The following is a 25,129-nucleotide window of genomic DNA, read 5'->3' as shown; positions in this document are numbered from 1 at the left end:
AAGCAAGCGGAGAACATAAGAAATGTCTCATTTTCTGGATCGACTGAAGTTCCTGTCGCGTGTGAAGTCCACGTACGCGGACGGACATGGTGCGGTGGTCAACGAAGACCGCACGTGGGAAAACAGCTACCGCAGCCGTTGGCAGCACGACAAGATCGTGCGATCGACGCACGGCGTGAACTGCACGGGGTCGTGTTCGTGGAAGGTGTACGTCAAGAACGGGCTGATCACCTGGGAAACCCAGCAGACCGACTATCCGCGCACCCGTCCCGACCTGCCCAACCACGAACCGCGTGGCTGCCCGCGCGGCGCGTCGTACAGCTGGTACGTCTATTCGGCGCAGCGCGTGAAGTATCCGATGATCCGCGGCCGCCTGATGGAGATGTGGCGCGAGGCGCGCAAGACCATGGACCCGATCGCCGCGTGGGCATCGATCAGCCAGGACCCCGAGAAGGCCGCGCGCTACAAGAGCGTGCGCGGCCAGGGCGGCTTTGTGCGGGCGGACTGGGATACGGCCACCGAGATGATCGCCGCCGCCAACGCCTTCACGGTCAAGCAGTACGGCCCGGATCGGGTCATCGGATTTTCGCCAATTCCGGCCATGTCGATGGTCTCGTACGCGGCCGGGGCGCGTTACCTCAGCCTGCTCGGCGGGGCCTGCCTGTCGTTCTATGACTGGTACTGCGACCTGCCGCCCGCCAGCCCACAAATCTGGGGTGAGCAGACCGACGTGCCCGAATCGGCCGACTGGTACAACAGCACCTACCTGATGGTCTGGGGCTCGAACGTGCCGCAGACGCGTACCCCTGACGCGCACTTCTATACCGAAGTCCGCTACAAGGGCACCAAGACCGTCGCCGTGTCATCGGATTTCGGCGAAATGGTGAAGTTCGGCGATATCTGGCTGGCCCCGAAGCAAGGCACCGATGCCGCGCTGGCGATGGCCATGGGCCACGTGGTGCTCAAGGAATTCCACGCCACCGGCAAGTCATCGTATTTCCGCGATTACGTGAAGCAGTACACCGACATGCCGATGCTGGTGCTGCTGCGCGACCAGGACGGCACGCTGGTGCCCGACCACTTCCTGCGCGCCTCCCATCTGGACGGCAACCTGGACCAGTCCAATCATCCGGAATGGAAGACGCTGGTGATCGATCAGGCCAGCGGCGGGATCGTTGCGCCCAACGGCTCGATTGGCTTCCGCTGGGGCGAGGCCGCCCATGACGACGGCGCCAGGGTGGGACGCTGGAACCTGGAAATGAAGGATGGCGGCAGCGGCCGGGACATCGACCCGCGCCTGTCGCTGATCGGTGTCGAGGACGAAGTGGCCGAGGTGGGCTTCCCCTACTTTGGCGGCGAGCACGACGCGCTGCTGCGCCGTCGCGTGCCGGTGCGCCGGCTGACGCTGGCCGATGGCACCGTGGCGCGTGTGGCCACCGTCTACGACCTGCAGCTGGCCAACTACGGCGTCGACCAGGGCCTGGGCGGCCCCAACGTGGCCGCGTCGTTCGACGACGACGTGCCCTACACGCCGGCCTGGCAGGAAAAGCACACCACCGTGCCGCGCCACCTCGTGATCCAGGTGGCACGCGAGTTCGCGGACAACGCCGATCGCACACATGGCAAGAGCATGGTGATCGTCGGCGCGGCGCTGAACCATTGGTACCACAACGACATGATCTACCGCGGCATCATCAACCTGCTGATGATGTGCGGTTGCGTGGGCCAGAGCGGTGGCGGCTGGGCCCATTACGTCGGCCAGGAAAAGCTGCGCCCGCAATTCGGCTGGGCGCCGCTGGCCTTCGGCTCCGACTGGTCGCGCCCGCCGCGCCAGATGAACGGCACATCGTTCTTCTACAACCACACGAGCCAGTGGCGCCACGAGAAGCTTGGCGTGGACGAGATCCTGGCGCCGACCGCCGATCACAGGCGGTACGACAACCTGTCGCTGCTGGACCTGAACGCCAAGTCCGAGCGCATGGGCTGGCTGCCGTCGGCGCCGCAGCTAGGCCGAAACCCGCTGGATGTGGTGGCCGACGCCCGCGCAGCCGGCAAGGACCCGGTCGCCCACACCGTCGAACAGCTCAAGTCCGGTGCGCTGCAGTTTGCCTGCGACGATCCCGACAACCCGGCCAACTTCCCGCGCAACATGTTCGTATGGCGGTCGAATATCCTGGGCAGCTCGGGCAAGGGCCACGAGTACTTTCTCAAGTACCTGCTCGGCACGCAGAACGCGGTGTTCGGCGACGAGAACGACGCGATCAAGCCGAGCGAGGTCACGGTGCGCCCGGCCGCGGAGGGCAAGCTCGACCTGCTGACCGTGCTCGACTTCCGCATGAGCACCACCTGCCTGTACGGCGACATCGTGCTGCCCACGGCCACCTGGTACGAAAAGGACGACCTGAACACGTCGGACATGCACCCGTTCATCCACCCGCTGTCCGAAGCCGTGCAGCCGCTGTGGGAAAGCAAGACCGACTGGGAAATCTACAAGGCCATCGCGAAAAAGTTCAGCGAGATTGCCGGCCCGTACCTGGGCACGCGCGAGGATCTGGTGTGCACGCCGCTGCTGCACGACACCCCGGGCGAACTGGGCCAGCCGTTCGAGCCGAAGGACTGGAAGCATGGCGAATGCGACCTGATCCCGGGCAAGACCGCCCCGTCGATGACGGTGGTCGAACGCAACTACGCCGACATCTACAAGAAATTCACGTCGGTCGGGCCGCTGCTGGACAAGCTGGGCAACGGCGGCAAGGGCATCAACTGGGACACGAAGCATGAGGTCCACGAGATCGGCCACCTGAGCAAGACCGTGACCGAGCCGGGCATCAGCCACGGCCGTCCGAGGCTGGAAACAGCCATCGACGCCGCCGAGATGATCCTGACCTTTGCCCCGGAAACCAACGGCCACGTGGCCGTGAAGGCCTGGGACGCGCTGTCGAAGATCACCGGGCGCGACCATACGCACCTGGCCGCGGGCCGCGAGCACGACAAGATCCGCTTCCGCGACGTGCAGGCCCAACCGCGCAAGATCATTTCGGCCCCGACGTGGTCGGGCCTGGAATCGGAGGAAGTCAGCTACAACGCCGGCTACACCAATGTCCACGAACTGATTCCATGGCGCACGCTGACCGGCCGCCAGCAGTTTTACCAGGACCACCGCTGGATGCTGGACTTCGGCGAAGGCGCATGCGTCTACAAGCCGGCCATCGACACCAAGACGGTGAGCCCGATGCTGGGCCGCAAGCCGAACGGCAATCCGGAACTGGTGCTGAACTGGATCACGCCGCACCAGAAGTGGGGCATCCACTCCACCTACTCGGACAACCTGCGCATGCTCACGCTGTCGCGCGGCGGCCCGCACGTCTGGATCTCGGAAGCCGAGGCCAAGGCCAACGGCATCCGCGACAACGACTGGGTGGAAGTGTTCAACGTCAACGGCACGCTGACCGCCCGGGTGGTGGTGTCGCAGCGGGTGCCCCAGGGCATGTGCCTGATGTATCACGCACAGGAAAAAATCGTCAATGTGCCAGGTGCGGAAACCAGCGGCATGCGCGGCGGCATCCATAACTCGGTCACGCGCGCGGTGACCAAACCCACGCACATGATCGGCGGCTACGCGCAGCTGGCCTATGGCTTCAACTACTACGGCACGGTTGGCAGCAATCGTGACGAATTCGTGATCCTTCGCAAGATGAACAAGGTGGACTGGCTGGAAGGTCCGCGCAAGGAAGCACCCTCCCCCCAAAACAAGGCAGAAAAGACTGAAGGAGCATGGCAATGAAGATCCGCGCGCAAGTGGCCATGGTGCTGAACCTCGACAAGTGCATCGGCTGCCATACCTGCTCCGTGACCTGCAAGAACGTCTGGACCAGCCGCGAAGGCGTTGAATACGCCTGGTTCAACAACGTCGAGACCAAGCCCGGCATCGGCTTCCCCAAGGAGTGGGAGAACCAGGACAAGTGGAACGGCGGCTGGAAGCGCAATGCCGACGGCAGCCTGACCCCGCGCCAGGGTGGCAAGGGCAAGATCCTGTCGAACATGTTCGCCAACCCGAACCTGCCGCAGATCGACGAATACTACGAGCCGTTCACGTACGACTACGAACACCTGCAGAAGGCCCCGCTGGTGGAGACCCCGCCGACGGCGCGCCCCGTCTCGGCCATTACCGGCCAGAGGATGGAGAAGATCGAATGGGGCCCGAACTGGGAGGACGACCTGGGCGGCGAATTCGACTCGCGCAGCCGCGACAAGCTGTTCGACGAGATCCAGAAGGACATGTACTCGACCTTCGAGAACACGTTCATGATGTACCTGCCGCGCCTGTGCGAACACTGCCTGAACCCGACCTGCGTGGCATCGTGCCCCTCGGGGTCGGTCTACAAGCGCGAGGAAGACGGCATCGTGCTGGTGGACCAGGACAAGTGCCGCGGCTGGCGCATGTGCATCTCCGGCTGCCCCTACAAGAAGATCTATTTCAACTGGCAGAGCGGCAAGGCCGAGAAATGCGTGTTCTGCTATCCGCGCATCGAGGCCGGCCAGCCAACGGTCTGCTCGGAGACCTGCGTGGGCCGCATCCGCTATCTGGGCGTGATGCTGTACGACGCCGACCGCATCGAACAGGCCGCCTCGGTGGCCGATGAGCGGGACCTGTACCAGTCGCAGCTCGACATCTTCCTGGACCCGAACGACCCGGCCGTGCAGGCCGAGGCGCTGCGCCAGGGCATTGCGCAGCGCTGGATCGACGCCGCGCGCAAGTCGCCGGTCTACAAGATGGCCGTCGAATGGAAGGTGGCCTTCCCGCTGCACCCGGAATACCGCACGCTGCCGATGGTCTGGTACATCCCGCCGCTGTCCCCGATCCAGTCGGCCGCCGAAGCCGGCTTCATGGGCATGAACGGCGTGATCCCCGACGTCAAGAGCCTGCGCATCCCGGTGAAGTACCTGGCCAACCTGCTGACCGCCGGCGATGTCATCCCGGTGCTTGGCGCGCTCGAAAAGATGCTGGCCATGCGCGCCTACAAGCGCGGCCAGCACGTGGATGGCATCGAGGACATGGCCGTGCTCGAACAGGTGGGCCTGACGCCTGCGCAGGTTGAGGACATGTACCAGACCATGGCCATCGCCAACTACGAGGACCGCTTCGTGGTGCCGTCGTCGCACAAGGAAATGTCCGAGGACAGCTTCGACGAGAAAGGCAGCTGCGGCTTCAGCTTCGGCAACGGCTGCTCGGGCGGCACATCGGACGGCACGCTGTTCGGCCGCAAGAAGCCGCAGCCCGAAGTGGCCTATGCCGACCTGCCGCGCTCGCGCAAGGCGCAGGCCACCTGAACGATTCCGGAGAACGCCATGACTATTCATCGAGTGCTGAGCGCCATGCTCAGTTATCCGGACCAGGCACTGGTCGACGGCATGGCCGAGATCGACCTGGCCCTGGCCGAATGGCCGCAGGCGCGCGACATGCTGGCGCCGCTGACCGAAATGCTGCGCCGCGAACCACTGATCCGGCTGCAGGAAAACTACGTGGCCACGTTCGACCGCAATCCGGCCCATTCGCTGCACCTGTTCGAGCATGTGCACGGCGAAAGCCGCGATCGCGGCCAGGCGATGGTGGACCTGCTGCAGGAATACCGGCGCGACGGCTTCGACCTGACCACCTCCGAACTGCCGGACTATGTCCCGCTGTTTCTGGAATACCTGGGCGCCCTGGCCATGGACGGCAAGCCAGAACGTGCCGGGCAGCTGCTGGGCGACGCCATCCACGTGCTGGCCGCCATCGGCGACCGCCTGGCCCGCAGCGAAAGCCCCTATGCCGCCGCATTCCGGACGCTGCGCACGCTGACCGACGTGCAGCCGCAGCCACAGGAAGAACCGCCCGTGCGCGACATGGACGAGGCCATGGAAACATTCGGCCCCGGCGCGGACGGCGTGGAGCCGCTGCTGGCCCGCAAGCCCGACGTCGAGACGGTGCGCTTCTACAAGCGGGACGCCGCGCCCGCCGCGCGCGGCAAGCCGTCAGCCATCCACCCCAGCTAACCGAGCACCCTCACCATGACTCTGGTCCATCAATTCCTGTTCGGGATCTACCCGTATATCGCCGCCGCCATCTTTCTGTTCGGCAGCCTGGCGCGCTTCGAGCGCGAGCAGTACACATGGAAATCGGACAGCTCGCAGATGCTTTACCGCGGCAACCTGCGCACGGGCAACATCCTGTTCCATGTCGGCATCCTCGGCCTGTTCTTCGGCCATCTGGCGGGCCTGCTCACGCCGGTGGCGGTGTGGGACGCGCTGGGTGTCTCGCACAGCCTCAAGCAGGCCGTGGCCATGACGGCCGGCGGCGTCATGGGCACCATGTGCCTGGCCGGGCTGCTGATCCTGCTGCACCGCCGCCTGACCAACGCCCGCGTGTCGGCCGTCACCCGTACGGGTGACAAGGTGCTGCTGCTCTGGCTGCTGGTCACGCTGCTGCTGGGTCTGTCCACCATCTTCGCGTCGGCCAGCCACATGGACGGCCACATGATGGTGCAGCTGATGACCTGGGCCCAGCACATCGTCACGCTGCGCGGGGATGCCGCCAGCTACGTGGCCGACGCACCGCTGGTCTTCAAGGCGCATCTGTTCATGGGCATCTCGCTGTTCGCGATCTTCCCGTTCACCCGGCTGGTGCATGTGTGGAGCGGCTTTGCGTCAGTGGGCTATCTCGGGCGCGCCTGGCAGCTGGTGCGCAGCCGGTAAGGCATCGCCATGCATACGATCGAGCGCCTCCTGAAAGGGTTCGAACGTTTCCAGCAGCATTACTTCGAGGATGCGCCGGCGCTGTTCGATGCGCTGCGCGCCGGACAGCATCCTCAGACTCTGCTGATTGGATGCAGCGATTCGCGCGTGGACCCCGGACTGCTGCTCGGCAGCGATCCGGGCGATCTCTTCACTGTCAGAAATGTGGCAAATCTGGTGCCGCCATGTAGCGAAAGGGAGACTGGACGGCTCCACGGGGTATCGGCGGCCATCCAATTTGCGGTAGAGCAACTGCGCGTCGCCAGAATTATTGTCATGGGTCATAGCGGATGCGGCGGAATTCGCGCATTGTTGGCGCGGCCCGAGGCTGAGGGCGACGCGGCACCGGCGCGTGCCGGCCCGGATTTCATTGGTCCCTGGGTGCGCATTGCGGCACCCGCCCGCCAGATGGTGGAGCAGACCATGCCAGACGCAAGCGCCGAGCAACGTCAGCATGCCTGTGAACAGGCATCGATCCTGGTGTCGCTGCGCAACCTCGAGTCGTTCCCGTTCGTGCGCGCCGCGTGCGAGCGTGGCGAACTGACATTGCATGGCTGGTATTTCGATATTGCCGCCGGCGCGCTGCTCGCTTATTCCGACCGCGCCGACAGCTTCCTGCCGCTGGTTTGCCCGCTGCCCGACGCCCCCGTACGCGATGTCCGTAACACAGTCACCGCCGTTTGCCCCTGATGCAAAACAGCAAAACACTATCCGGAATGGACTCATGACAGAACACTGGCTGAAACTCGCTGGAAGGCGACTGCTGCCGCTCGTCCAGGGCGGCATGGGCATCGGCATCTCCGCCCATCGACTGGCGGGCACCGTGGCCGCCAACAACGGCGTCGGCACCATTGCCAGCATCGACCTGCGCCACCATCACGAAGACCTGATGGCCCAGACGCGCGGGACCCATGACAAGGACAAGATCGAGGCGGCGAACCGTGTGGCGCTCGATCGCGAAATCCGGTCCGCGCGCGCGCTGTCGGGCGGCCGCGGCCTGATCGCCGTCAACGTGATGAAGGCCGTGGGTTCCCACGCCCAGCTGGTGCGGCAAGCCTGCGAAAGCGGCGCCGACGCCATCGTCATGGGCGCCGGGCTGCCGCTCGATCTGCCCGAACTGGCCGCCGACCATCCGAAGGTCGCCCTGATCCCGATCCTGTCCGAAACGCGTGGCATTGGCCTGGTGCTGCGCCGATGGATGAAAAAGGGCCGCCTGCCCGACGCCATCGTGATCGAGCATCCCGCGCACGCCGGCGGCCATCTTGGCGCCGCCACCATCGAGGATCTTGGCAACGATCGATTTTCGTTCGCCCGCGTGCTGACCGAATGCCGCGAACTGTTCCAGACACTGGGGCTGGCCTGGGACAGCATCCCGCTGATCCTGGCTGGCGGCATCAATTCCCACGAGAAGGTGCGCCACTGGCTGGGCGAAGGCGCGTCGGCCGTGCAACTGGGCACCGCATTCGCCGTGACCGAGGAATGCGATGCCCATCCCGACTTCAAGCAGGTGCTGGCCACCGCCACGCCGGACACCCTGCGCGAATTCACCAGCGTGGCCGGGCTTCCGGCGCGAGCCGTGCTGACACCGTGGCTATCGCGCTATCTGTCGAGCGAAAGCCGGCTGCAGCGTCGCGCCAAGCCGCGAGACTGCCTGGAGGGCTTCGACTGCCTGCAGGCATGCGGACTGCGGGATGGCGTGGCCAAGATCGGCCAATTCTGCATCGACCTGAAACTTGCGCAAGCCGTGCGCGGCGATGTGGAACGCGGCCTGTTCTTCCGTGGCAAGGGCAAACTGCCATTTGGCGAAACCATCCGCCCCGTGGCCGAGCTGATGCACTACCTGCTGACTGGCGAAAAGCCCGCCGCGCTGGCCCGGGCGCCGGTCACCGCTGCTGCGGCGTGACGATAAACGGCCTTTCCTCGGCCACGCCACAATCGGCCCACGAATGACACATTTCTTGATCTGGCGCAGAAATCACCTGCCCCATCACGCCGAAAATCGGATCCAAGGTTGCGCACGCCCCCCGCCCGCCTCTTGTGCCAACCCGATCCCATGCCAGCCCCCACGACTCCAACGCCCCTAGACAACCCCACGGCAGCCTCTGCTTCGGCTGCCGCCACGCCGCATCCGCTGCCGGAGACCGGCCACGTCCCGGACACCGTCCGGCTTACGCCGCCACGCTACCGGTTGTCCACGCGCATCATCCTGCTATCGCTGGTGTCGCTGCTGGCCGTGCTGACGATGATCGCCGGCACGCTCTACCTGTCCTGGAAGCTCGAAGGCGCGGGCGCCGCCATCAATGACGCCGGCAGCCTGCGCATGCGCGCCAATCGTGTCGCCATCGAGCTGTCGTTGTCGGCATCGGGCAAACCCAACAGCCTGGCCGAGCAGATCACCACGCTCGACAACACGCTGGCCCAGTTGCGCAAGGGCAATCCGGCCCGCCCGCTGTTCCTGCCCGACGAACCCGCCATCCATGCACAGCTTGACGCCGTGCTGGCCGACTGGTCGCAGCAGCTCAAGCCGCTGGCGCTGGCCGGCAACGCCAGCCAGTACGTCCGGGCGCTGCCGGGATTTGTCAATCGGGCTGACCGGCTGGTCCGTCAGATCGAGAACAACAGCGCACGCAAGACCGACATGCTGCGCCTGTCGCAAGTCGGCCTGGCCGTCATGGCCTGCGTGGGCACCGTGGCCGTCATCTATCTGCTCTACCTCTGGATCATCCTGCCTGTGCTGCGTCTGCAGGATGGCCTGCGCCGCATGGCCGCCCGCGAATTTTCGCTGCGCCTGCCGGTGGAAACCCGCGACGAATTCGGCACGCTGACCTCGGGCTTCAACCGGATGGCTGCCGAATTGCAGGATCTCTACCAGGACCTGGCCGCGCGGGTGACCAGCAAGACGGCGGAACTGGCCCGCCAGAATCGCGACCTCGAGGCGCTCTACGACATGGCCGCCTTCCTGAATCAGGCTGGCGATTCCGAAACCCTGGCGCAGGGCTTCCTGGCGCGCGTGATGCCGCAGTTCGGTGCCGATGGCGGGTCGGTGCGCGTGTACGACGCCCGCCAGGGCAAGCTCCATCGGCTGGCATCGGCGGGCTTGTCGATGACGTTGGCCGACAACGATCACTGCGCGAACATCGATGCGTGCCACTGCGGGCATGCCACGCAAGCCGGCATTGTCACGGTGGCAGACCTGCGCCGTTCCATGCCCCCGGCGCAGGTCCCGACGCCTCCGGCGCTGCCCTCGCCTTGCCGCCGCGAAGGCTTCCTGTCGATGGCCGCGTTCCGGCTGGACACCCTGCGCGGGCCGGTCGGCACGCTGACGCTGCACTTCCGGGTGGCGCGCGAACTGCCGCCATCGGACCGGCAGTTGCTGGAAACGATGGCCCAGCATCTGGCCACTGCGCTGGAACACATCCGCCTGTCGGCCAGTGCGCGCCAGCTGGCCGTCGTGGAGGAACGCCACCTCGTGGCCCAGGGGCTGCACGACAGCATTGCGCAGGGGCTGAATTTTCTGAATCTGCAGGTGCAGTTGCTGGAAGACGCCGTGGACCGGCGTGCCGATGGCGAAGTGCAGGAAATCATCCCGCTGCTGCGCCATGGTGTGGAAGAGAGCTACCAGGACGTGCGCGAGCTGCTGCACAACTTCCGGTCGCGGCTGACCACCGGGGGCCTGCGCCCCGCCGTGGAAGAAACCGTGGCGCGCTTCCGGCGCCAATGCCGCACCGACGCCACGCTGACCATCGACGACAAGGGCCTGCCGTTGCAGCCCGAAGACCAGCTGCAGCTGCTGTTCATCCTGCAGGAAGCATTGTCGAACGTGCGCAAGCACGCCATGGCCGAACACGTGACGATCTCGATCCGGCACGACCGGCTGTTCCGGCTGGTGGTGCAGGACGATGGCGACGGATTCGACGCCGGCCGGCTGGACGAACACGACGCCAGCCACATCGGCCTGCACATCATGCGCGAGCGCGCGGCCAGGCTTGGCGCGCAGCTTGCCATCGACGCCCGCCCGGGGCTTGGCGTCCGGATCGAACTGACCCTGCCGCGCGACGTTGCGCCCGACGGCCGCCCCGCCCCAACCGCCCACCTGCCGGACGCTGCACCGGCCACCACACCGGCCAGCATACCGGCCTGAGGCCCATCATCATGACCATCCGCATCCTGTTGATCGACGACCATACGCTGTTCCGCTCGGGCATTCGCGCCCTGCTGCAGCGGCAAGCGGATTTCGAGATCGTCGACGAGGCGGCCGACGGCGTGGAGGGCATCAAGCGCGCCAAGCAGCATCGGCCCGACGTGATCCTGCTGGACCTGAACATGCCCGGGCTGTCCGGACTCGAAGCCCTGCATCTGCTGGTGGAAGACCTGCCCGACAGCGCCGTGGTCGTACTGACCGTGTCGGAAGAGGCGGACGAGCTGGCAACCGCCCTGCGCAGCGGCGCGCGCGGCTATCTGCTCAAGAACATCGAGACCGAAGCCCTGACCAGCGCCATCCGGCGGGCGGCGGCCGGCGAACCGGTGATCTCGGAAGGCATGACGGCGAAGCTGGTGCAGCAGTTTCGCGCGCCGAACATCGCGTCCGGCGCGGCACGCGGCCACGAGGGTAGCCAGCGGAGCGCCCCGCTCACCGTGCGCGAGCGCGACATCGTGCAGGGGCTGGTGCGCGGCGAAAGCAACAAGGAAATCGCGCGCGAGCTTGGCGTGGCGGAAAGCACCGTGAAGATTCACGTGCAGAACATCCTGAAGAAGCTCAACCTCGCCAGCCGCGTGCAGGTGGCGGTCTACGCCGTCGAGCATGGGCTCGCGGGCTGACCGCCGGCGCGACCCGGCTCAGTAGTCGGTGCGCTGCACGCCCTGCTCGGTGCCCAGCAGCAGCACGTTGGCACCGCGCAGCGCGAACAGGCCCACCGTCACCACGCCGGGCAGATGGTTGATGCGCTGCTCCAGGGCTTTCGGATCTTCGATCTTCAGCCCGGCCACATCGAGGATCACATTGCCGTTGTCGGTCTTGTAGATGCCGCCTTCCTTGGTCATGCGCAGGCGCGGCTGGCCGCCGAGCGCGGCCAGCTGGCGGGCGACCGCGGCGCGTGCCATCGGGATCACCTCGACCGGCAGCGGGAAGGAGCCCATGACCGGCACCAGCTTGCTGCCATCGGCGATGCAGACGAAGCGCTCGGCCACGGACGCCACGATCTTCTCGCGCGTCAGCGCGCCGCCACCGCCCTTGATCATCGCGCCCGAGGCGTCGATCTCGTCGGCGCCGTCAACATAGACGGGGATGGTGTCGACCTCGTTGAGGTCCAGCACGGTGAAACCATGCTGCTGCAGACGGCGCGTGGACGCTTCCGAGCTGGAAACGGCGCCGCTGAAACGTTCCTTGAACGCCGCGACGGCGTCGATGAAGAGATTGGCGGTGGAGCCCGTGCCCACGCCGAGAACGGCACCTTGGGGCACTTCCTGCTTCACATAGTCGGCGGCGGCTTGCGCGACCTGCGCCTTGAGTTCATCCTGAGTCATGACAACAGCCAGAATTGCGTTGGGAAGGGCGTAGTGTAGCGGATCGCAGCCCCCGCCCGGCGATTGCCGCCCCGGTGCCGAGCTTGTGCGCCGCGGCTTCTGCGGGCTACATGACCTTGCCGCATCACGCCGCGCCGTTACAATGGCCCATTCCCGGCGAGCTCCGCCCCAGACTTCTTTCAGACGGAACCAGATCATGAACGCGCTCGAACAACTGAAGCAGTTCACCACGGTAGTGGCCGATACCGGCGACTTCCAGCTGATGAAGCAGTACACGCCGCAGGACGCGACCACCAATCCGTCGCTGATCCTCAAGGCCGTGCAGAAGCCCGAGTACCGGCCGCTGCTGGAGCAGGCCACGCGCGACCATCACGGGAGCGCTGGCGTGGAGGCCGTCATGGACCAGTTGCTGATCGCCTTCGGCTGCGAGATCCTGGCCATCGTGCCTGGCCGGGTATCGACGGAAGTCGACGCGCGCCTGTCGTTCGACACGCAGGCCACCGTCGACAAGGCGCGGCACCTGATCGGCCTGTACGAGCAGCGCGGCGTGGCCCGCGAGCGCGTGCTGATCAAGATCGCCTCGACCTGGGAAGGCATCCAGGCCGCCGCCGTCCTGCAGCGCGAGGGCATCCGCTGCAACATGACGCTGCTGTTCTCGCTGGTACAGGCCGTCGCCTGCGCCGAAGCGGGCGCCCAGCTGATCTCGCCGTTCGTCGGGCGCATTCTGGACTGGTACAAGAAGCAGGCGGGCGACCAGTGGGACGCCGACGCCAACGCGGGCGACAACGACCCGGGCGTGCGCTCGGTGCGCCAGATCTACGATTACTACAAGAAGTTCGGCTACGACACCGAGGTGATGGGTGCCAGCTTCCGCGGCACGGGCCAGATCCTGGCGTTGGCGGGCTCCGACCTGCTGACCATCAGCCCGGAACTGCTGGAGCAACTGGCGGGCAGCCAGGCCCCGGTGGAGCGCAAGCTGTCGGTGGAGCAGGCCCAGGCCGGCAACATCGCACGCATCGCCGCCGACGAGCCAGCGTTCCGCTGGCAGCTGAACGAGGATGCGATGGCCACCGAGAAGTTGTCGGAAGGCATCCGCCTGTTCGCTGCGGACGCGGTGAAGCTCGAAAAGCTCGTGGCGGAACTTGCGGGCTGAGCGCGCCCGCCTTCCGGACTCGCCTGCCCCGCCTGCATTGGCGGGCAAGGCGGGCACCGGGATCACCGGGATCACCGGGATAAGGCGGTCAGGCGATCAGGCCGCGCCTTGCGGCCACAGCATCGGCAGACACTGCCCTGCGGGCGCGGACAGCACCAGGTCTGCCGTGGCATCCAGGGCCGACGGTTGCGGATTGACCATCAGCACCCGGGCCCCGTGTTCCTTCGCCAGGCCCGGCAGCGCGGCCGCCGGATAGACCATCCCCGAGGTGCCGACGACCAGGCAGAGGTCGCAGTGCTGCGCCGCGTGATCGGCGCGAAAGCGCGCCACGCGCGGCAGATCCTCGCCAAACCACACCACGCCGGGGCGCATCATCGCCCCGCACAGCGCGCAATGTGGCGGCTCGCCCGGCACCGGCGGCACCGTATCGCAGCGGCCGCAGCCGTCCAGCCATTTGTTGGCGAACAGGTTGCCGTGCAATTCCACCACGTGTTCGCTGCCGGCCTGCTGATGCAGGCCGTCGATATTCTGCGTGACCAGCGTCAACGATTTCTGGCCGGCCAGTGCCGCCAGCGCGTAGTGGGCGGGATTCGGCCGGGCGGCCGACACCAGTTCGCGCCGGTGCTCGTACCACTGCCACACCAGCGCCGGCTGGCGCCGAAAGGCTTCCTCCGTGGCCAGCTCCTCGGGATCGAAGCGCGCCCAGAGCCCGGTCAGGGCATCGCGGAAGGTCGGCACGCCGGATTCCGCCGAGATCCCCGCGCCGGTCAGCACGAAGATGTTTTGCGCGGCGTCGATCCACTGGCGTGCCTGCTCCAGCGCGGCGGCATCGAGGATCATGTCAGCCCCGGCGCTGGCGCACGGCCTCGTACAGGCACACGCCGCTGGCTACCGAAACATTGAGGCTTTCCACGCCGCCGGCCATCGGAATGGCCACCAGCTCGTCACAGGTTTCGCGCGTCAGGCGGCGCATGCCCTCACCTTCGGCCCCCATCACGATGGCGGTCGGGCCCTTCAGGTCCATGTCGTAGAGCGACTTGTCCGTGCCGTCTGCCGTGCCGATCACCCAGATGCCGCGCTCCTGCAGTTCGCGCAGCGTGCGCGCCAGGTTGGTCACGGTGATATAGGGAATGGTTTCGGCAGCGCCACTGGCCACCTTCGCCACGGTGGTATTGAGACCGACGCTGCGGTCCTTCGGCGCGATGACCGCATGGGCGCCGGCACCATCGGCCACGCGCAGGCATGCGCCGAGGTTGTGCGGATCGGTCACGCCGTCCAGCACCAGCAGCAGCGGCGTACCTTCGATGCCGTCCAGCAGTTCGTCCAGATTGAGGGCGAGCGAGACATCCTCGGCGCGCGCCACCACACCCTGGTGGCGGTCGGTGCCGGCCATGCCGCGCAGGCGGTCGGCATCCACGGGATGCAGCGTCACGCCAAGGCCTTCCGCCAGCCGGACGAAGTCCAGCATGCGGCGGTCCTTGCGGTTCGCTTCGATGTAGATGTCGGAAACGCTCTGCGCATTCTGGCGCAGGCGTGCGTTGACGGCGTGAAAGCCGATCAGGAGTTTGTGTTTGGCCATGGCGCGCATTGTACCCGCCATGGCCTCACCACAACGCCGATTTGCTTACCGCTTGCGCGCGGGGCGGCTCGTTTTGCCGGCCGGCTTCGGCGCCCGCTTGACCGCGGACTTCTTGGCCGTTTGCAGGTGCGGCGGCTTGGGCTTGGCCGCCCGCTTGGACGGCTTGCCCGCCGGCGCCTTGCGGCCCGAATGCGGCGCATGTCCGACATTCGCCTCACGCGGCTTGACCGGCGTGATCACGGCCTCGAACACAGGCTGCTCTTCGATCACGCGGTCCAGCGTTTCATCGAACGATTCCTCGGGCTTCGAGGTGCCGCCGAGCAAGGCCGCCAGTTGCCGGCCCTTCTTGCGCGCCGGCACCGCATGGGCGGCAGGCACGCGCGGCTGCTCGGGGACGCCGGCACGACCGCGCAGCGTCTTGGCCGACGGCTCCTGCACCAGGCGGAAATCGATCTTGCGCGCATCGAGGTCCACGCGCGAGACCTGCACGCGCACGCGGTCGGTCAGCCGGTAGCGGATGCCCGTCCGTTCGCCGCGCAGTTCGTTGCGGGCCTCGTCGTACTGGAAGTAGTCGCTGCCCAGCTCGGTGACGTGCACCAGCCCTTCCACGTAGAGCTCGTCGAGCTGCACGAAGATGCCGAACGACGTGACCGCACTGATCGTCCCGGCGAAATCGCTGCCGAGCTTGTCGCGCATGAAATAGCACTTCAGCCAGGCTTCCACGTCGCGCGAGGCCTCGTCGGCCCGGCGTTCGTTGGCCGAGCAGTGCAGGCCCAGTTCGTCCCAGATGCCCTCGTCGCGCTTGGCGCGGGCGGCGGCGTTCTCGGCACGCTTCTCGGCGTCGGCGGCCTGCATGCGGCGCGCCTTGGGCGAGATCTGCGTGTTCAGTTCAGTGCCCGGGATAAAGGCCGGCCGGTACTTGGTATGCGCCAGGATGGCCTTGATCGAGCGATGCACGAGCAGATCGGGATAGCGCCGGATCGGGCTCGTGAAGTGCGCGTAGGCCTCGTAGGCCAGACCGAAGTGGCCGATGTTGTCGGGGCTGTAGACGGCCTGCTGCATCGAGCGCAGCAACATCGTCTGCAGCATCGGCGCATCGGGGCGCGACTTGATCTTGTCCATCACCTCGGCGTAATCCGAAGCCTGCGGCTTGTCGCCGCCGCCCAGGGACAGACCCGCCGTCCTCAGGAATTCACGCAGGTTCTTGAGCTTTTCCTCGCTCGGGCCCGCGTGGATCCGGTACAGCGCCGGGTGCTTGAAGCGTTCGAGGAAGTCGGCCGCGCAGACGTTGGCCGTCAGCATGCATTCCTCGATCAGCCGATGCGCATCGTTGCGGGTGCGCGGCAGGATCTGTTCGATCTTGCCCTGCGCGTTGCAGACGATATACGTCTCGGTCGTGTCGAAGTCGATTGCCCCGCGCTCGCGGCGCGCCTTGAGCAGGACCTGGAACAGTTCGTAGAGGTTCTGCAGGTGCGGCACCAGCCCGGCACGCTTGTGCGCCTCGGGGCCCTTGGTGTTCGACAGGACGGCCCAGACCTCGTTATAGGTCAGTCGCGCCGCCGAGTGCATCACGGCCGGATAGAACTGGTAGCCCTTCAACTCGCCCTTGGCCGTGATCACGGCATCGCAGACCATGCACAGGCGGTCGACGTTCGGATTCAGCGAGCACAGGCCGTTCGACAGCTTCTCCGGCAGCATCGGGATCACCCGGCGCGGGAAGTACACCGACGTGGCGCGGTCGAGCGCATCGGCGTCCAGCGGCGTGCCGGGGCGCACGTAGTGAGACACGTCGGCAATGGCCACGATCAGGCGCCAGCCCTTGGCGCGGCCGATCTTGACCGGCTCGCAGTAAACGGCATCGTCAAAGTCGCGCGCATCTTCGCCGTCGATCGTCACCAGCGGCACGTCGCGCAGGTCGATGCGATGGTCCAGGTCGGCCTGGCGCACTTCGTCAGGCAGCGCCTGCGCTTCCTTGGCGGCAGCCGCCGAGAACTCGTGCGGCACGCCGTACTTGCGCACGGCGATCTCGATTTCCATGCCAGGATCGTCGATGTCGCCCAGCACTTCCACCACGCGGCCCACGGGCTGCACGTAGCGGTCCGGCCACTCCATCAGCTCCACGCTGACCACCTGGCCCACGCGCGCCTTGCCTTGCGACTTGGGCGGGATCAGGATGTCCTGGCCGATGCGCTTGTCTTCGGGCGCCACCACCAGCACGCCGTTTTCGGACAGCAGACGGCCGATCACGAAACGGTTGGCCCGCTCGACGATCTCGACGATCTGCCCTTCCGGACGTCCGCGGCGGTCGTAGCCCACCACGCGCACCTGGGCGCGGTCGTTGTGCATCGCCTTCTGCAGTTCGCGCTCGGGCAGGAAGATATCGTCCTCGCCATCGTCGCGAATCAGGAAGCCAAAGCCATCGCGATGGCCCTGTACGCGGCCGACGACGAAATTCGGTTGATGGGCCAGCTCGTAGCGGCCCTTGCGGTTCAGTTCGATCTGGCCGTCGCGTTCCATCGCGGCAAGCCGTTTCTGAAAGCCGTCATGCTCCTTGCGCGTGACGGCCAGGGCCTTGGCGATATCGCCGGCCGACAGGGGCGACCCCGAAGTTCTCAGTACGCCGAGGATTTCTTCCCGGCTGGGGATCGGATAGTTGTTCTGATTCAATTTTTCTCGAAACTATTTGACAAACGTTTGACGGTCGCTATAATGGCCGCTTCGGTTGTTTCGACACCTGCCCAGGTGGCGGAATTGGTAGACGCACTAGGTTCAGGTCCTAGCGGTGGCAACACTGTGGAGGTTCGAGTCCTCTCCTGGGCACCAAGATTCAGCAAGGAACCCGCAACGTGAGTTGCGGGTTTTTTGTTTTCTGCTGCTGAATCCTTCAAATTCCCTCCCTCTTGCCTCGTTAGCCTTGTCGGCCTTGTTGCCGCGTCCATGGCTCTTTTCTGACTTTGAGCCGTGGATGAGTGTATCAGTTTCAGTGCCGATTCCGGCATTATCTCGCCATCTTCGCAACTTCCATCGCGAAAAATACAGCAGCCCCACCATTCAATCTGGTTGTTGACGGTTGGTTGATCTGTAACTATGATAGTTTCACATCGAGATTTCCGCATGAGCACCAGCAGCCGGTTTGCCGTCGCCGTCCACATTCTCACCCTGCTGGCGCAAGCCGAGGGGCCGGTGCCGTCGTCGATGATCGCCGGCAGCGTGGGAACCAACCCCGCGCTGATCCGCCGGATGATCGGCACACTGACCGAAGCAGGGTTCGTGACCACGACGATGGGCAGCACCGGCGGTGCGATGCTGGCGCGGCCCGCGTCGGACATCACCCTGCTCGACGTCTTCCGCGCCACCGAGACGACGGCGCTGATCACGCTGCACCAGAGCGCGCCAAATCCGGCCTGCATGGTGGGCCGCGAGATCACCGGTGCCCTGCAGACCGTGGCCGATCGCGCGCAGGCCGCCATGGATGCGTCGCTGGCGGAAATCACGATTGCCAGCATGCTCAACGAGGTCGAGCATGCCGCCCGGCGCCGCAGGCGCTGATTTTTTTACCTCGATATGTAACCGAAGTGGTTTCACATAAACCTTAGCCTGAAGGAATCCATCATGAAGATCGCCATCATTGGCGCCACGGGTAACGTGGGCAGCCGCCTGACCGATGAAGCCCTGCGCCGCGGCCACACCGTGACCGCCCTGGCCCGCCAGGCGTCGAAACTCCCCGCCCGGGAAGGCGTGACGGCACGTGACGTGGACGTGGCCGAGACATCGGCCCTGGCCCATGCGCTGCGCGGCAGCGATGTCGTGATCAGCACGGTGCGCTTCCTGCAGACCAGCGCCGCGCAGATCGTGGCCGCGGTCAAGGCCGCTGGCGTCGAGCGGCTGCTGGTGGTAGGCGGCGCAGGCAGCCTTTTCGTGGCGCCCGGCGTGCAACTCGTCGATACGCCAAATTTCCCGGACGCCTACAAGGCCGAGGCTCTGGCTGGCCGCGACTTCCTCAATGCCCTGCGTGGCGAAACGGCGCTGGCGTGGACCTTCCTCTCGCCCTCGGCCCTGTTCACGCCGGGTGAGCGAACCGGGAAATTCCGTCTGGGGAACGACGATCTGCTTACCGCCGCCGACGGCAAGAGCTGGATCTCGATGGAAGACTATGCCATCGCCATGCTCGACGAAATCGAGCAGCCGAAGCATGTGCGGGAACGGTTCACGGTCGGGTACTGATCGCCGACCCGTGTTGGACGCCCCACACCCGCGTTCGGGTGTGGGGAACAAACGAAACGCTTACGCGGCGCTATCGTCTTCCAGCAGGCTGGCGCGCTTGCCGCGCTTGAGCCAAGCCGCCAGATTGTGCGGGCGCAGCGTGTCGTATTCCTCGAACGGCTGATGGATCCACGGATTCGACGGCAGGAACGTCACGTGATAGTGGGGCTCCACCTTCGAGCAGGCCTTGTACCAGAGCACGGCCGAGCGCACATCGGTGACCGCGGGATAGCGTTCCTTCAGATGACGGCCCACGCGTTCCAGCGTGACGCCGGAATCGACCAGGTCATCCACGAGCAGGATCTTGCCCGACAGCTCGCCACGGGTCATCGTGATGTATTGCGCGATGTCCAGGTCGCCTTGCTGCGTGCCAGCGGCTTCGCGGTACGAACTCGTGGCCAGGATGGCCAGCGGCACATCGAAAATGCGGGACATCTGGTCGCCCACGCGCAGGCCGCCGCGGGCCAGGCACAGGATCTTGTCGAACTTCCAGCCCGACTCATGCACATTCAGCGCCAGGCGCGCGACCAGGCGGTGATACTCATCCCAGGAGACCCACAGGTTCTCCTCGTCATTGGTTGGCAGGTTCATGGCGTATTTTCTTCAATTGGCCGGATCATTGGCCAGTGGATAAAGCATCGGCCCGCATGTCGCGGGCCGAATGGCTTTGGTGAGGCCGCGACGCTCATGGCGCCACGGTCATGCTCACGGATACTGCCGTCGCGTCAGGCGACCTGGTACGGGTGGCGCAGCAGGATCGTCTCGTCGCGGTCCGGACCGGTCGAGATCATGTCGATCGGAATGCCGACCACTTCCTCGACGCGCTTCAGGTACACGCGTGCCTGTTCGGGCAGCGCGTCCCAGGTCTTCACGCCGAAGGTCGACTCGTTCCAGCCAGGGTATTCCTCATAGATCGGCTTGCAGTTCGCCACGGCGTCCGAGCCGCGCGGCAGGATGTCTACCTGCTTGCCGTCGAGCTCATAGCCCACGCACAGGTTGATCGTCTCCAGACCGTCGAGCACGTCGAGCTTGGTCATGCATAGCCCCGACACGCCATTGATCTGCACCGACCGCTTCAGTGCGGCGGCATCGAGCCAGCCCGTGCGACGCGGACGGCCGGTGACCGAGCCGAATTCCTTGCCGACGTTGGCCAGGCGCACACCCACGGCGTCCTGACGTGTCGGGTTGTCGTTGTCATACAGTTCGCTCGGGAACGGACCTGCACCCACGCGCGTGCAATAAGCCTTGGTGATGCCCAGGATGTAGTTCAGACGGCCCGGGCCCACGCCGGCACCGGCGGCGGCCGCACCGGCCACGCAGTTGCTCGACGTCACGAAGGGGTACGTGCCGTGGTCGACGTCCAGCAGCGTGCCTTGCGCACCTTCGAACATCAGGTTGCCGCCGGCCGCGTTCACCGCGTACAGCTCGGCCGACACATCGGCCACCATCGGCTTCAGGCGCGGGGCGTAGGCCAGCATCTCGTCCAGGATCTGCTGGTAGTCCACCGCTTCGGCACCCAGGTACTGGGTCAGCATGAAGTTGTGGAATTCGACGTTCTCGCGCAGACGCTCGGCGAAATGCTTCGGATCGAACAGGTCCTGCACGCGCAGCGCGCGGCGCGCCACCTTGTCTTCGTAGGCCGGGCCGATGCCGCGACCGGTCGTACCGATCTTGGCCGCGCCACGGCGAGCCTCGCGCGCCTTGTCGATGGCGACGTGGTACGGCAGGATCAGCGTGGTGGCTTCAGAGATGCGCAGGCGGTTCTGCACCTGCAGGCCAGCGCCTTCGAGCTCTTCGATTTCACGGAACAGCGCCTCGGGAGACAGCACCACACCGTTGCCGATATAGCAGACGGTGCTTTCGCGCATGATCCCCGACGGGATCAGTCGCAGAATGGTCTTCTTGCCGCCGATGATGAGCGTGTGGCCAGCGTTGTGGCCGCCCTGGAACCGCACCACGCCTTTTGCATGATCGGTAAGCCAATCGACGATTTTCCCTTTGCCTTCGTCACCCCACTGGGTTCCGATCACGACGACATTGCGTCCCTGGCCTACTGCGGATGCGGACATGTTGAATTGGTCAGAAGGTTAAAAACGTATTCTACTCTCGTTGTTCGACGGTTCCGGGTTTTCACGAGTCCGCGGAACAGACGTTTGCCATCCATTCCGGGCGATCATAGGCCACCACGGGCAGCAAACGTCATTTGAGAGCAGGTGGAAAAGCGCCGGCACGAAACGGCCGGCACCCAAATCAGCGAATCAACGCGGCACTACGACCCACGCATCGCCCTGGCGCTGCAGCTGGCGGTCGCAGTTGAACTCGTCAAGCTCGTGCGTATGACCCGGCAGCGACTGGATCACGATCTCGCCGGCCGCACGCAGCGTGGCAATGGTGGCACGCAGGGCGGGATCGGCGTCCCACGGGGCAAAGATGGCCAGCGCACGGACTTCCACCGGCGACAGGGCCGCCACCTCGCGCAGATCGAGCGAGAAGCCGGTCGCGGGTCGTGCACGCCCAAACGCCTCGCCCACCTTGTCGTAGCGGCCGCCGCGCGCCACGTAGTTCGGCAGCCCCGACACATAGGCCGTGAACATCACGCCGCTGTGATAGTGGTAACCGCGCAAATCCGACAGGTCGATGTTCACGCTCGCGCCCCGCACGTGACCAGCCAATGCGGCCAGTTCGTCGAGCGCACGCCCGATGGCCGGGCTCGCCGGCAGCGTAGTACGCGCCCGTTCGATCACTTCGACGCCGCCATACAGCGTCGGCAGCGCCAGCAGCGCCTTGCGCTCGGTCTCGGGCAGCCCTTCGGTCAGTTCGCGCAGGGCCGGCACATCCTTGGTTTCGAGTGCCGCAAACAGTGCATCCTCGATATTGCGCACCGATGGCAGCGCCGACAGCAATGCCTCGAGAATGCCGGCGTGGCAAAGATCCAGCCGGATATCGGCCAGACCGGCAGCCTGCAACGCGGCCAGCATCAGTTCCTGAATTTCGACGTCGGCTTCCAGGCCGGCATGGCCGTAGATCTCGGCGCCGATCTGGATCGGCTCGCGCGTGGCGTGGAAACCTGCCGGCCGCGCATGCAGCACGTTGCCGGCGTAGCACAGGCGCGTCACGCCCGGGCGGTTCAGCAGGTGCGCGTCGATACGTGCCACCTGCGGCGTAATGTCGGCACGCAGGCCCATCGTACGGCCCGACAGCTGGTCCACCAGTTTCAGCGTACGCAGGTCCAGGTCATGGCCGGTACCCGTCAGCAGCGACTCCAGGTACTCAAGCATCGGGGGCATGACCAGCTCGTAGCCATAGGTGCGAAACAGGTCCAGCATGCGGCGACGCAGTTCTTCGATCTTGCGCGCCTCCGACGGCAGGACGTCGGCAATGTTTTCGGGCAGGAGCCAGCGGTTGGACATGGGGGTCTCTTCTATCAAAATCCGGGCCGGCGGAGCGCAAGCCCCTCCAGCCGGACAAAACCCCGGCGGACCGGGGTTCTGTCGAATGTTGCGTTTCAGGGTCCCCGCTTGGAGCAGGAGGCCCGGTGCGCGCCGTGCGCGCTACTTCTTGCCGCCGGTGCCGGAAGCCGGCGCCGCGTTGCCGCCCGCCGACCGCATGTAGCGGAAGAAGTCCGAATTCGGCTCCAGCACCATCACGTTGCCCTTGTCGCGGAACGTGTTGCGGTAGGCTTCCATGCTGCGCCAGAACTGCGCGAAGTTCGGGTCCTTGCCGAAGGCATCGGCGTAGAGCTGCGACGCCTTGGCATCACCCTCGCCCTTCACAATCTGGGCGTCGCGATACGCCTCGGCCAGCACCACCTCGCGCTGACGGTCGGCATCGGCACGGATTTTCTCACCTTCGGCGGCGCCCGTCGAACGCAGTTCATTGGCCACGCGCTTGCGCTCCGCTTCCATGCGGCGATAGACCGACTCGCTGATCGCGGGCAGCAGGTCCACGCGCTTCAGGCGCACATCGAGGATTTCGACACCCACGGACTGCGCATACTCGGCCATGCCCAGGCGGATGTTCTGCATGACCTTGTCACGCTCGCCCGCCACCACGTCGGCCACGGTGCGCTTGCCGAACTCCTCGCGCGCCACGGCGTCGATACGCTGCGTCATGCGGTCCTGTGCGCCGCGGACGTTGCCCGCGAAGGCCACGAAGAACTTACGGGGATCGGTAATTCGCCATTTGACGAACCAGTCCACCACCATCGACTTCTTCTCGGCGGTCAGGAAACGCTCGCTGGCCGCCACGTCGATCGTCTGCAGGCGGCGGTCCATGAAGACCACGTTCTGCAGCGGCGGCGGCAGCTTGAAATGCAGGCCGGGCTCGCGCACCACCTGCTTGATCTCGCCGAAGGCGAAGACCACGGCATATTGACGCTGATCGACCACGAACAGCATCGACGACACGACAGCCAGCAGGATAAACAGGCCGATGGCGAAGGAAATCAGTCGGTTCATGACGGGTCTCCTTAGCGAACGTCGCGGTCGCGGTTGCGCATCGACTCACGCGAACGGATGTCCGGCGTGGGCGTGTCGGTCGTGGCCGGCGTGCTCGCGCCTGGCGCCGATGCAGGCGCCGCAGCTTGCGGCAACTGCGACATCAGCTTGTCCAGCGGCAGGTACAGCAGGTTGTTGCCCGCCTTGGCGTCGACGAGAATCTTGTTCGCGTTGCTGTAAATCTGCTGCATGGTCTCCAGATAGATACGGTCGCGCGTCACTTGCGGCGCCTTGGCATATTCGGTCTGCACCGAGCGGAAGCGCGCGGCGTCGCCCTCGGCCTGTGCCACCACACGGGCACGGTAGGCTTCCGACTCTTCCTTCAGGCGCGCAGCGGTGCCCCGGGCACGCGGCAGGATGTCATTGGCGTAAGCCTGGCCCTCACTGATCGCGCGCTCGCGATCCTGACTGGCCTTGTTCACGTCATCGAACGCGGCCTGCACCTGCTCGGGCGGCTGCACGCTCTGCACGTTGACGGAGATCACGCGGATACCGGTCTTGTAAGCGGTCAGAATCGACTGGATCGACTTCGCCAGGCCCTGGGCGATCTGCTCGCGATTCTCGTAGAGCACCGCGTCCATCTTGTTGCGGCCCACGATCTCGCGCACCGACGTCTCGGCGGCCTGCGTCACCAGTTCCTCATCGCCACCGCGATCGGTCTTGTTGTAGAACAGGAATTCGCTGGCGTCCTGGATGGCGTACTGCACCGTGAAGCGGACGTCGATGATGTTCTCGTCCTGCGTCAGCATCGACGAGTCCTTGAGGTTGCTGTCCTTGATCGACGTGGCGCGGCCCACTTCCACCGAGCGCACCGCCGACAGGTTCACCACCTCGGCCGACTGGATCGGCCACGGTGCGCGCCAGTTGATACCGGGGCCCGTGGTGTACTTGAACTTGCCGAACTGCAGGATCACGGCGGTCTGGCCTTCCTGCACCATGAAGAAGCCGCTGGCCAGCCAGATGCCGACCACGGCCGCGACGATCACGCCGACACCGACGTTCGAGCCCTTGCCCGGGGGACGCGAGCCAAAACCATTGCCCTGCCCCCCACCGCCATTGTCCTTGCGGCCCAGCAGCCCGTTCAGGCGGCGGTTGAAGTCACGCCACAGCTCGTCCAGATCGGGCGGGCCGTCCTGCGGACGCTGGTTCTGCTGGCGACCTTTGTCCTTGTTGTCTTCATCGTCCTGTCCGTTACGACCCCAGCGCGGGTCGTTCAACGAGAAGATGGCGCGCAGGCGCGGCCAGCGAGCAAGCCGCGCGGCGCGGCTGCCTGGCACGAAGTGCGAGTCAGGATTCCGAGGGAACAGGGGCATGTAGGGCACGGGTCCGGGAAAGTTTGGA

Annotated in this window: 20 protein-coding genes and 1 tRNA gene; 12 read left to right on the top strand and 9 right to left on the bottom strand. The window is 65.7% G+C overall.

Features of this window, described 5'->3' with window-relative positions; genetic code table 11:
- Positions 1 to 22: 22 nt before the first annotated feature.
- The 8 genes from AC3G88_RS04415 (at position 23) to AC3G88_RS04380 (ending at position 11,592) form a co-directional block, all read left to right on the top strand.
- Positions 23 to 3,784 (top strand): nitrate reductase subunit alpha, encoded by a 3,762-nt coding sequence (locus tag AC3G88_RS04415; RefSeq protein ID WP_488770338.1) that lies wholly within the window; start codon positions 23 to 25, stop codon positions 3,782 to 3,784.
- Positions 3,781 to 5,331, top strand: coding sequence for a nitrate reductase subunit beta (gene narH / locus AC3G88_RS04410; protein WP_488770763.1), 1,551 nt, complete (start codon positions 3,781 to 3,783; stop codon positions 5,329 to 5,331). The genes AC3G88_RS04415 and narH overlap by 4 nt, the downstream gene beginning before the upstream one ends.
- A gap of 18 nt (positions 5,332 to 5,349) precedes the next feature.
- Positions 5,350 to 6,036 (top strand): nitrate reductase molybdenum cofactor assembly chaperone, encoded by a 687-nt coding sequence (gene narJ / locus AC3G88_RS04405; protein ID WP_488770339.1) that lies wholly within the window; start codon positions 5,350 to 5,352, stop codon positions 6,034 to 6,036.
- A 15-nt stretch (positions 6,037 to 6,051) separates the two neighbouring features.
- Positions 6,052 to 6,735: a respiratory nitrate reductase subunit gamma gene (gene narI, locus AC3G88_RS04400; RefSeq protein WP_487523674.1), complete on the top strand. Its 684-nt coding sequence runs from the start codon at positions 6,052 to 6,054 to the stop codon at positions 6,733 to 6,735.
- Positions 6,736 to 6,744: 9 nt separating this feature from the next.
- Positions 6,745 to 7,464: a carbonic anhydrase gene (locus AC3G88_RS04395; protein WP_488770340.1), complete on the top strand. Its 720-nt coding sequence runs from the start codon at positions 6,745 to 6,747 to the stop codon at positions 7,462 to 7,464.
- A 34-nt stretch (positions 7,465 to 7,498) separates the two neighbouring features.
- Complete coding sequence (locus tag AC3G88_RS04390) at positions 7,499 to 8,677, top strand: NAD(P)H-dependent flavin oxidoreductase (RefSeq protein ID WP_488770341.1); 1,179 nt, start codon at positions 7,499 to 7,501, stop codon at positions 8,675 to 8,677.
- Positions 8,678 to 8,827: 150 nt separating this feature from the next.
- Positions 8,828 to 10,915, top strand: coding sequence for a type IV pili methyl-accepting chemotaxis transducer N-terminal domain-containing protein (locus AC3G88_RS04385; RefSeq protein WP_488770342.1), 2,088 nt, complete (start codon positions 8,828 to 8,830; stop codon positions 10,913 to 10,915).
- An 11-nt stretch (positions 10,916 to 10,926) separates the two neighbouring features.
- Complete coding sequence (locus AC3G88_RS04380; protein WP_153945261.1) at positions 10,927 to 11,592, top strand: response regulator; 666 nt, start codon at positions 10,927 to 10,929, stop codon at positions 11,590 to 11,592.
- 18 nt (positions 11,593 to 11,610) lie between these two features.
- On the opposite strand, the gene rpiA is transcribed toward AC3G88_RS04380, so the two are convergent.
- Positions 11,611 to 12,297, bottom strand: coding sequence for a ribose-5-phosphate isomerase RpiA (rpiA, locus tag AC3G88_RS04375; RefSeq protein WP_488770343.1), 687 nt, complete (start codon positions 12,295 to 12,297; stop codon positions 11,611 to 11,613).
- A 196-nt stretch (positions 12,298 to 12,493) separates the two neighbouring features.
- On the opposite strand from rpiA, the gene tal reads away from it, so the two are divergent.
- On the top strand, positions 12,494 to 13,450 hold the full coding sequence (gene tal, locus AC3G88_RS04370; protein WP_488770344.1) for a transaldolase: 957 nt from the start codon (positions 12,494 to 12,496) through the stop codon (positions 13,448 to 13,450).
- A 96-nt stretch (positions 13,451 to 13,546) separates the two neighbouring features.
- Here tal and AC3G88_RS04365 read toward each other — a convergent pair whose 3' ends face one another.
- The 3 genes from AC3G88_RS04365 to rnr are packed head-to-tail and all read right to left on the bottom strand — an operon-like array spanning position 13,547 to position 17,696.
- Entirely contained in the window at positions 13,547 to 14,290 is a 744-nt protein-coding gene (locus tag AC3G88_RS04365) for an SIR2 family NAD-dependent protein deacylase (RefSeq protein ID WP_488770345.1), read from the bottom strand.
- 1 nt (position 14,291) lies between these two features.
- Positions 14,292 to 15,029 carry a 23S rRNA (guanosine(2251)-2'-O)-methyltransferase RlmB gene (rlmB, locus tag AC3G88_RS04360; protein ID WP_092594522.1) on the bottom strand — a complete coding sequence of 246 codons (738 nt, stop codon included), beginning with the start codon at positions 15,027 to 15,029 and terminating at the stop codon, positions 14,292 to 14,294.
- A gap of 45 nt (positions 15,030 to 15,074) precedes the next feature.
- Positions 15,075 to 17,696, bottom strand: coding sequence for a ribonuclease R (gene rnr, locus AC3G88_RS04355; protein WP_488893136.1), 2,622 nt, complete (start codon positions 17,694 to 17,696; stop codon positions 15,075 to 15,077).
- Positions 17,697 to 17,765: 69 nt separating this feature from the next.
- Between rnr and AC3G88_RS04350 the strand changes: the two genes are divergently transcribed.
- The 3 genes from AC3G88_RS04350 to AC3G88_RS04340 all read left to right on the top strand — a co-directional run bounded on the left by AC3G88_RS04350 (position 17,766) and on the right by AC3G88_RS04340 (position 19,253).
- A tRNA-Leu gene (locus AC3G88_RS04350) sits at positions 17,766 to 17,852 on the top strand.
- Between the two features lie 291 nt (positions 17,853 to 18,143).
- Positions 18,144 to 18,578, top strand: coding sequence for an Rrf2 family transcriptional regulator (locus AC3G88_RS04345; RefSeq protein ID WP_153945266.1), 435 nt, complete (start codon positions 18,144 to 18,146; stop codon positions 18,576 to 18,578).
- Positions 18,579 to 18,641: 63 nt separating this feature from the next.
- The gene (locus tag AC3G88_RS04340) at positions 18,642 to 19,253 is read left to right on the top strand and encodes an NAD(P)-dependent oxidoreductase (RefSeq protein ID WP_488770347.1); all 612 of its coding nucleotides are present in this window, start codon (positions 18,642 to 18,644) and stop codon (positions 19,251 to 19,253) included.
- A gap of 60 nt (positions 19,254 to 19,313) precedes the next feature.
- On the opposite strand, the gene AC3G88_RS04335 is transcribed toward AC3G88_RS04340, so the two are convergent.
- From AC3G88_RS04335 to hflK, 5 genes are all read right to left on the bottom strand, one after another.
- Positions 19,314 to 19,883, bottom strand: a complete 570-nt coding sequence (locus tag AC3G88_RS04335; RefSeq protein WP_488893135.1) for a phosphoribosyltransferase — start codon at positions 19,881 to 19,883, stop codon at positions 19,314 to 19,316.
- A 134-nt stretch (positions 19,884 to 20,017) separates the two neighbouring features.
- On the bottom strand, positions 20,018 to 21,361 hold the full coding sequence (locus tag AC3G88_RS04330) for an adenylosuccinate synthase (RefSeq protein ID WP_153945269.1): 1,344 nt from the start codon (positions 21,359 to 21,361) through the stop codon (positions 20,018 to 20,020).
- Positions 21,362 to 21,550: 189 nt separating this feature from the next.
- Positions 21,551 to 22,702 (bottom strand): ATP phosphoribosyltransferase regulatory subunit, encoded by a 1,152-nt coding sequence (locus AC3G88_RS04325; RefSeq protein ID WP_153945270.1) that lies wholly within the window; start codon positions 22,700 to 22,702, stop codon positions 21,551 to 21,553.
- 141 nt (positions 22,703 to 22,843) lie between these two features.
- Positions 22,844 to 23,749 (bottom strand): protease modulator HflC, encoded by a 906-nt coding sequence (hflC, locus tag AC3G88_RS04320; protein ID WP_488770348.1) that lies wholly within the window; start codon positions 23,747 to 23,749, stop codon positions 22,844 to 22,846.
- Between the two features lie 11 nt (positions 23,750 to 23,760).
- The gene (gene hflK / locus AC3G88_RS04315) at positions 23,761 to 25,101 is read right to left on the bottom strand and encodes an FtsH protease activity modulator HflK (RefSeq protein WP_488770349.1); all 1,341 of its coding nucleotides are present in this window, start codon (positions 25,099 to 25,101) and stop codon (positions 23,761 to 23,763) included.
- Positions 25,102 to 25,129 lie beyond the last annotated feature (28 nt).

It is taken from the genome of Cupriavidus sp. 86D6, assembly GCF_057815095.1.
Note: the sequence above shows the minus strand (reverse complement) of the source record. Positions and strands in the feature narration are given on the sequence as shown.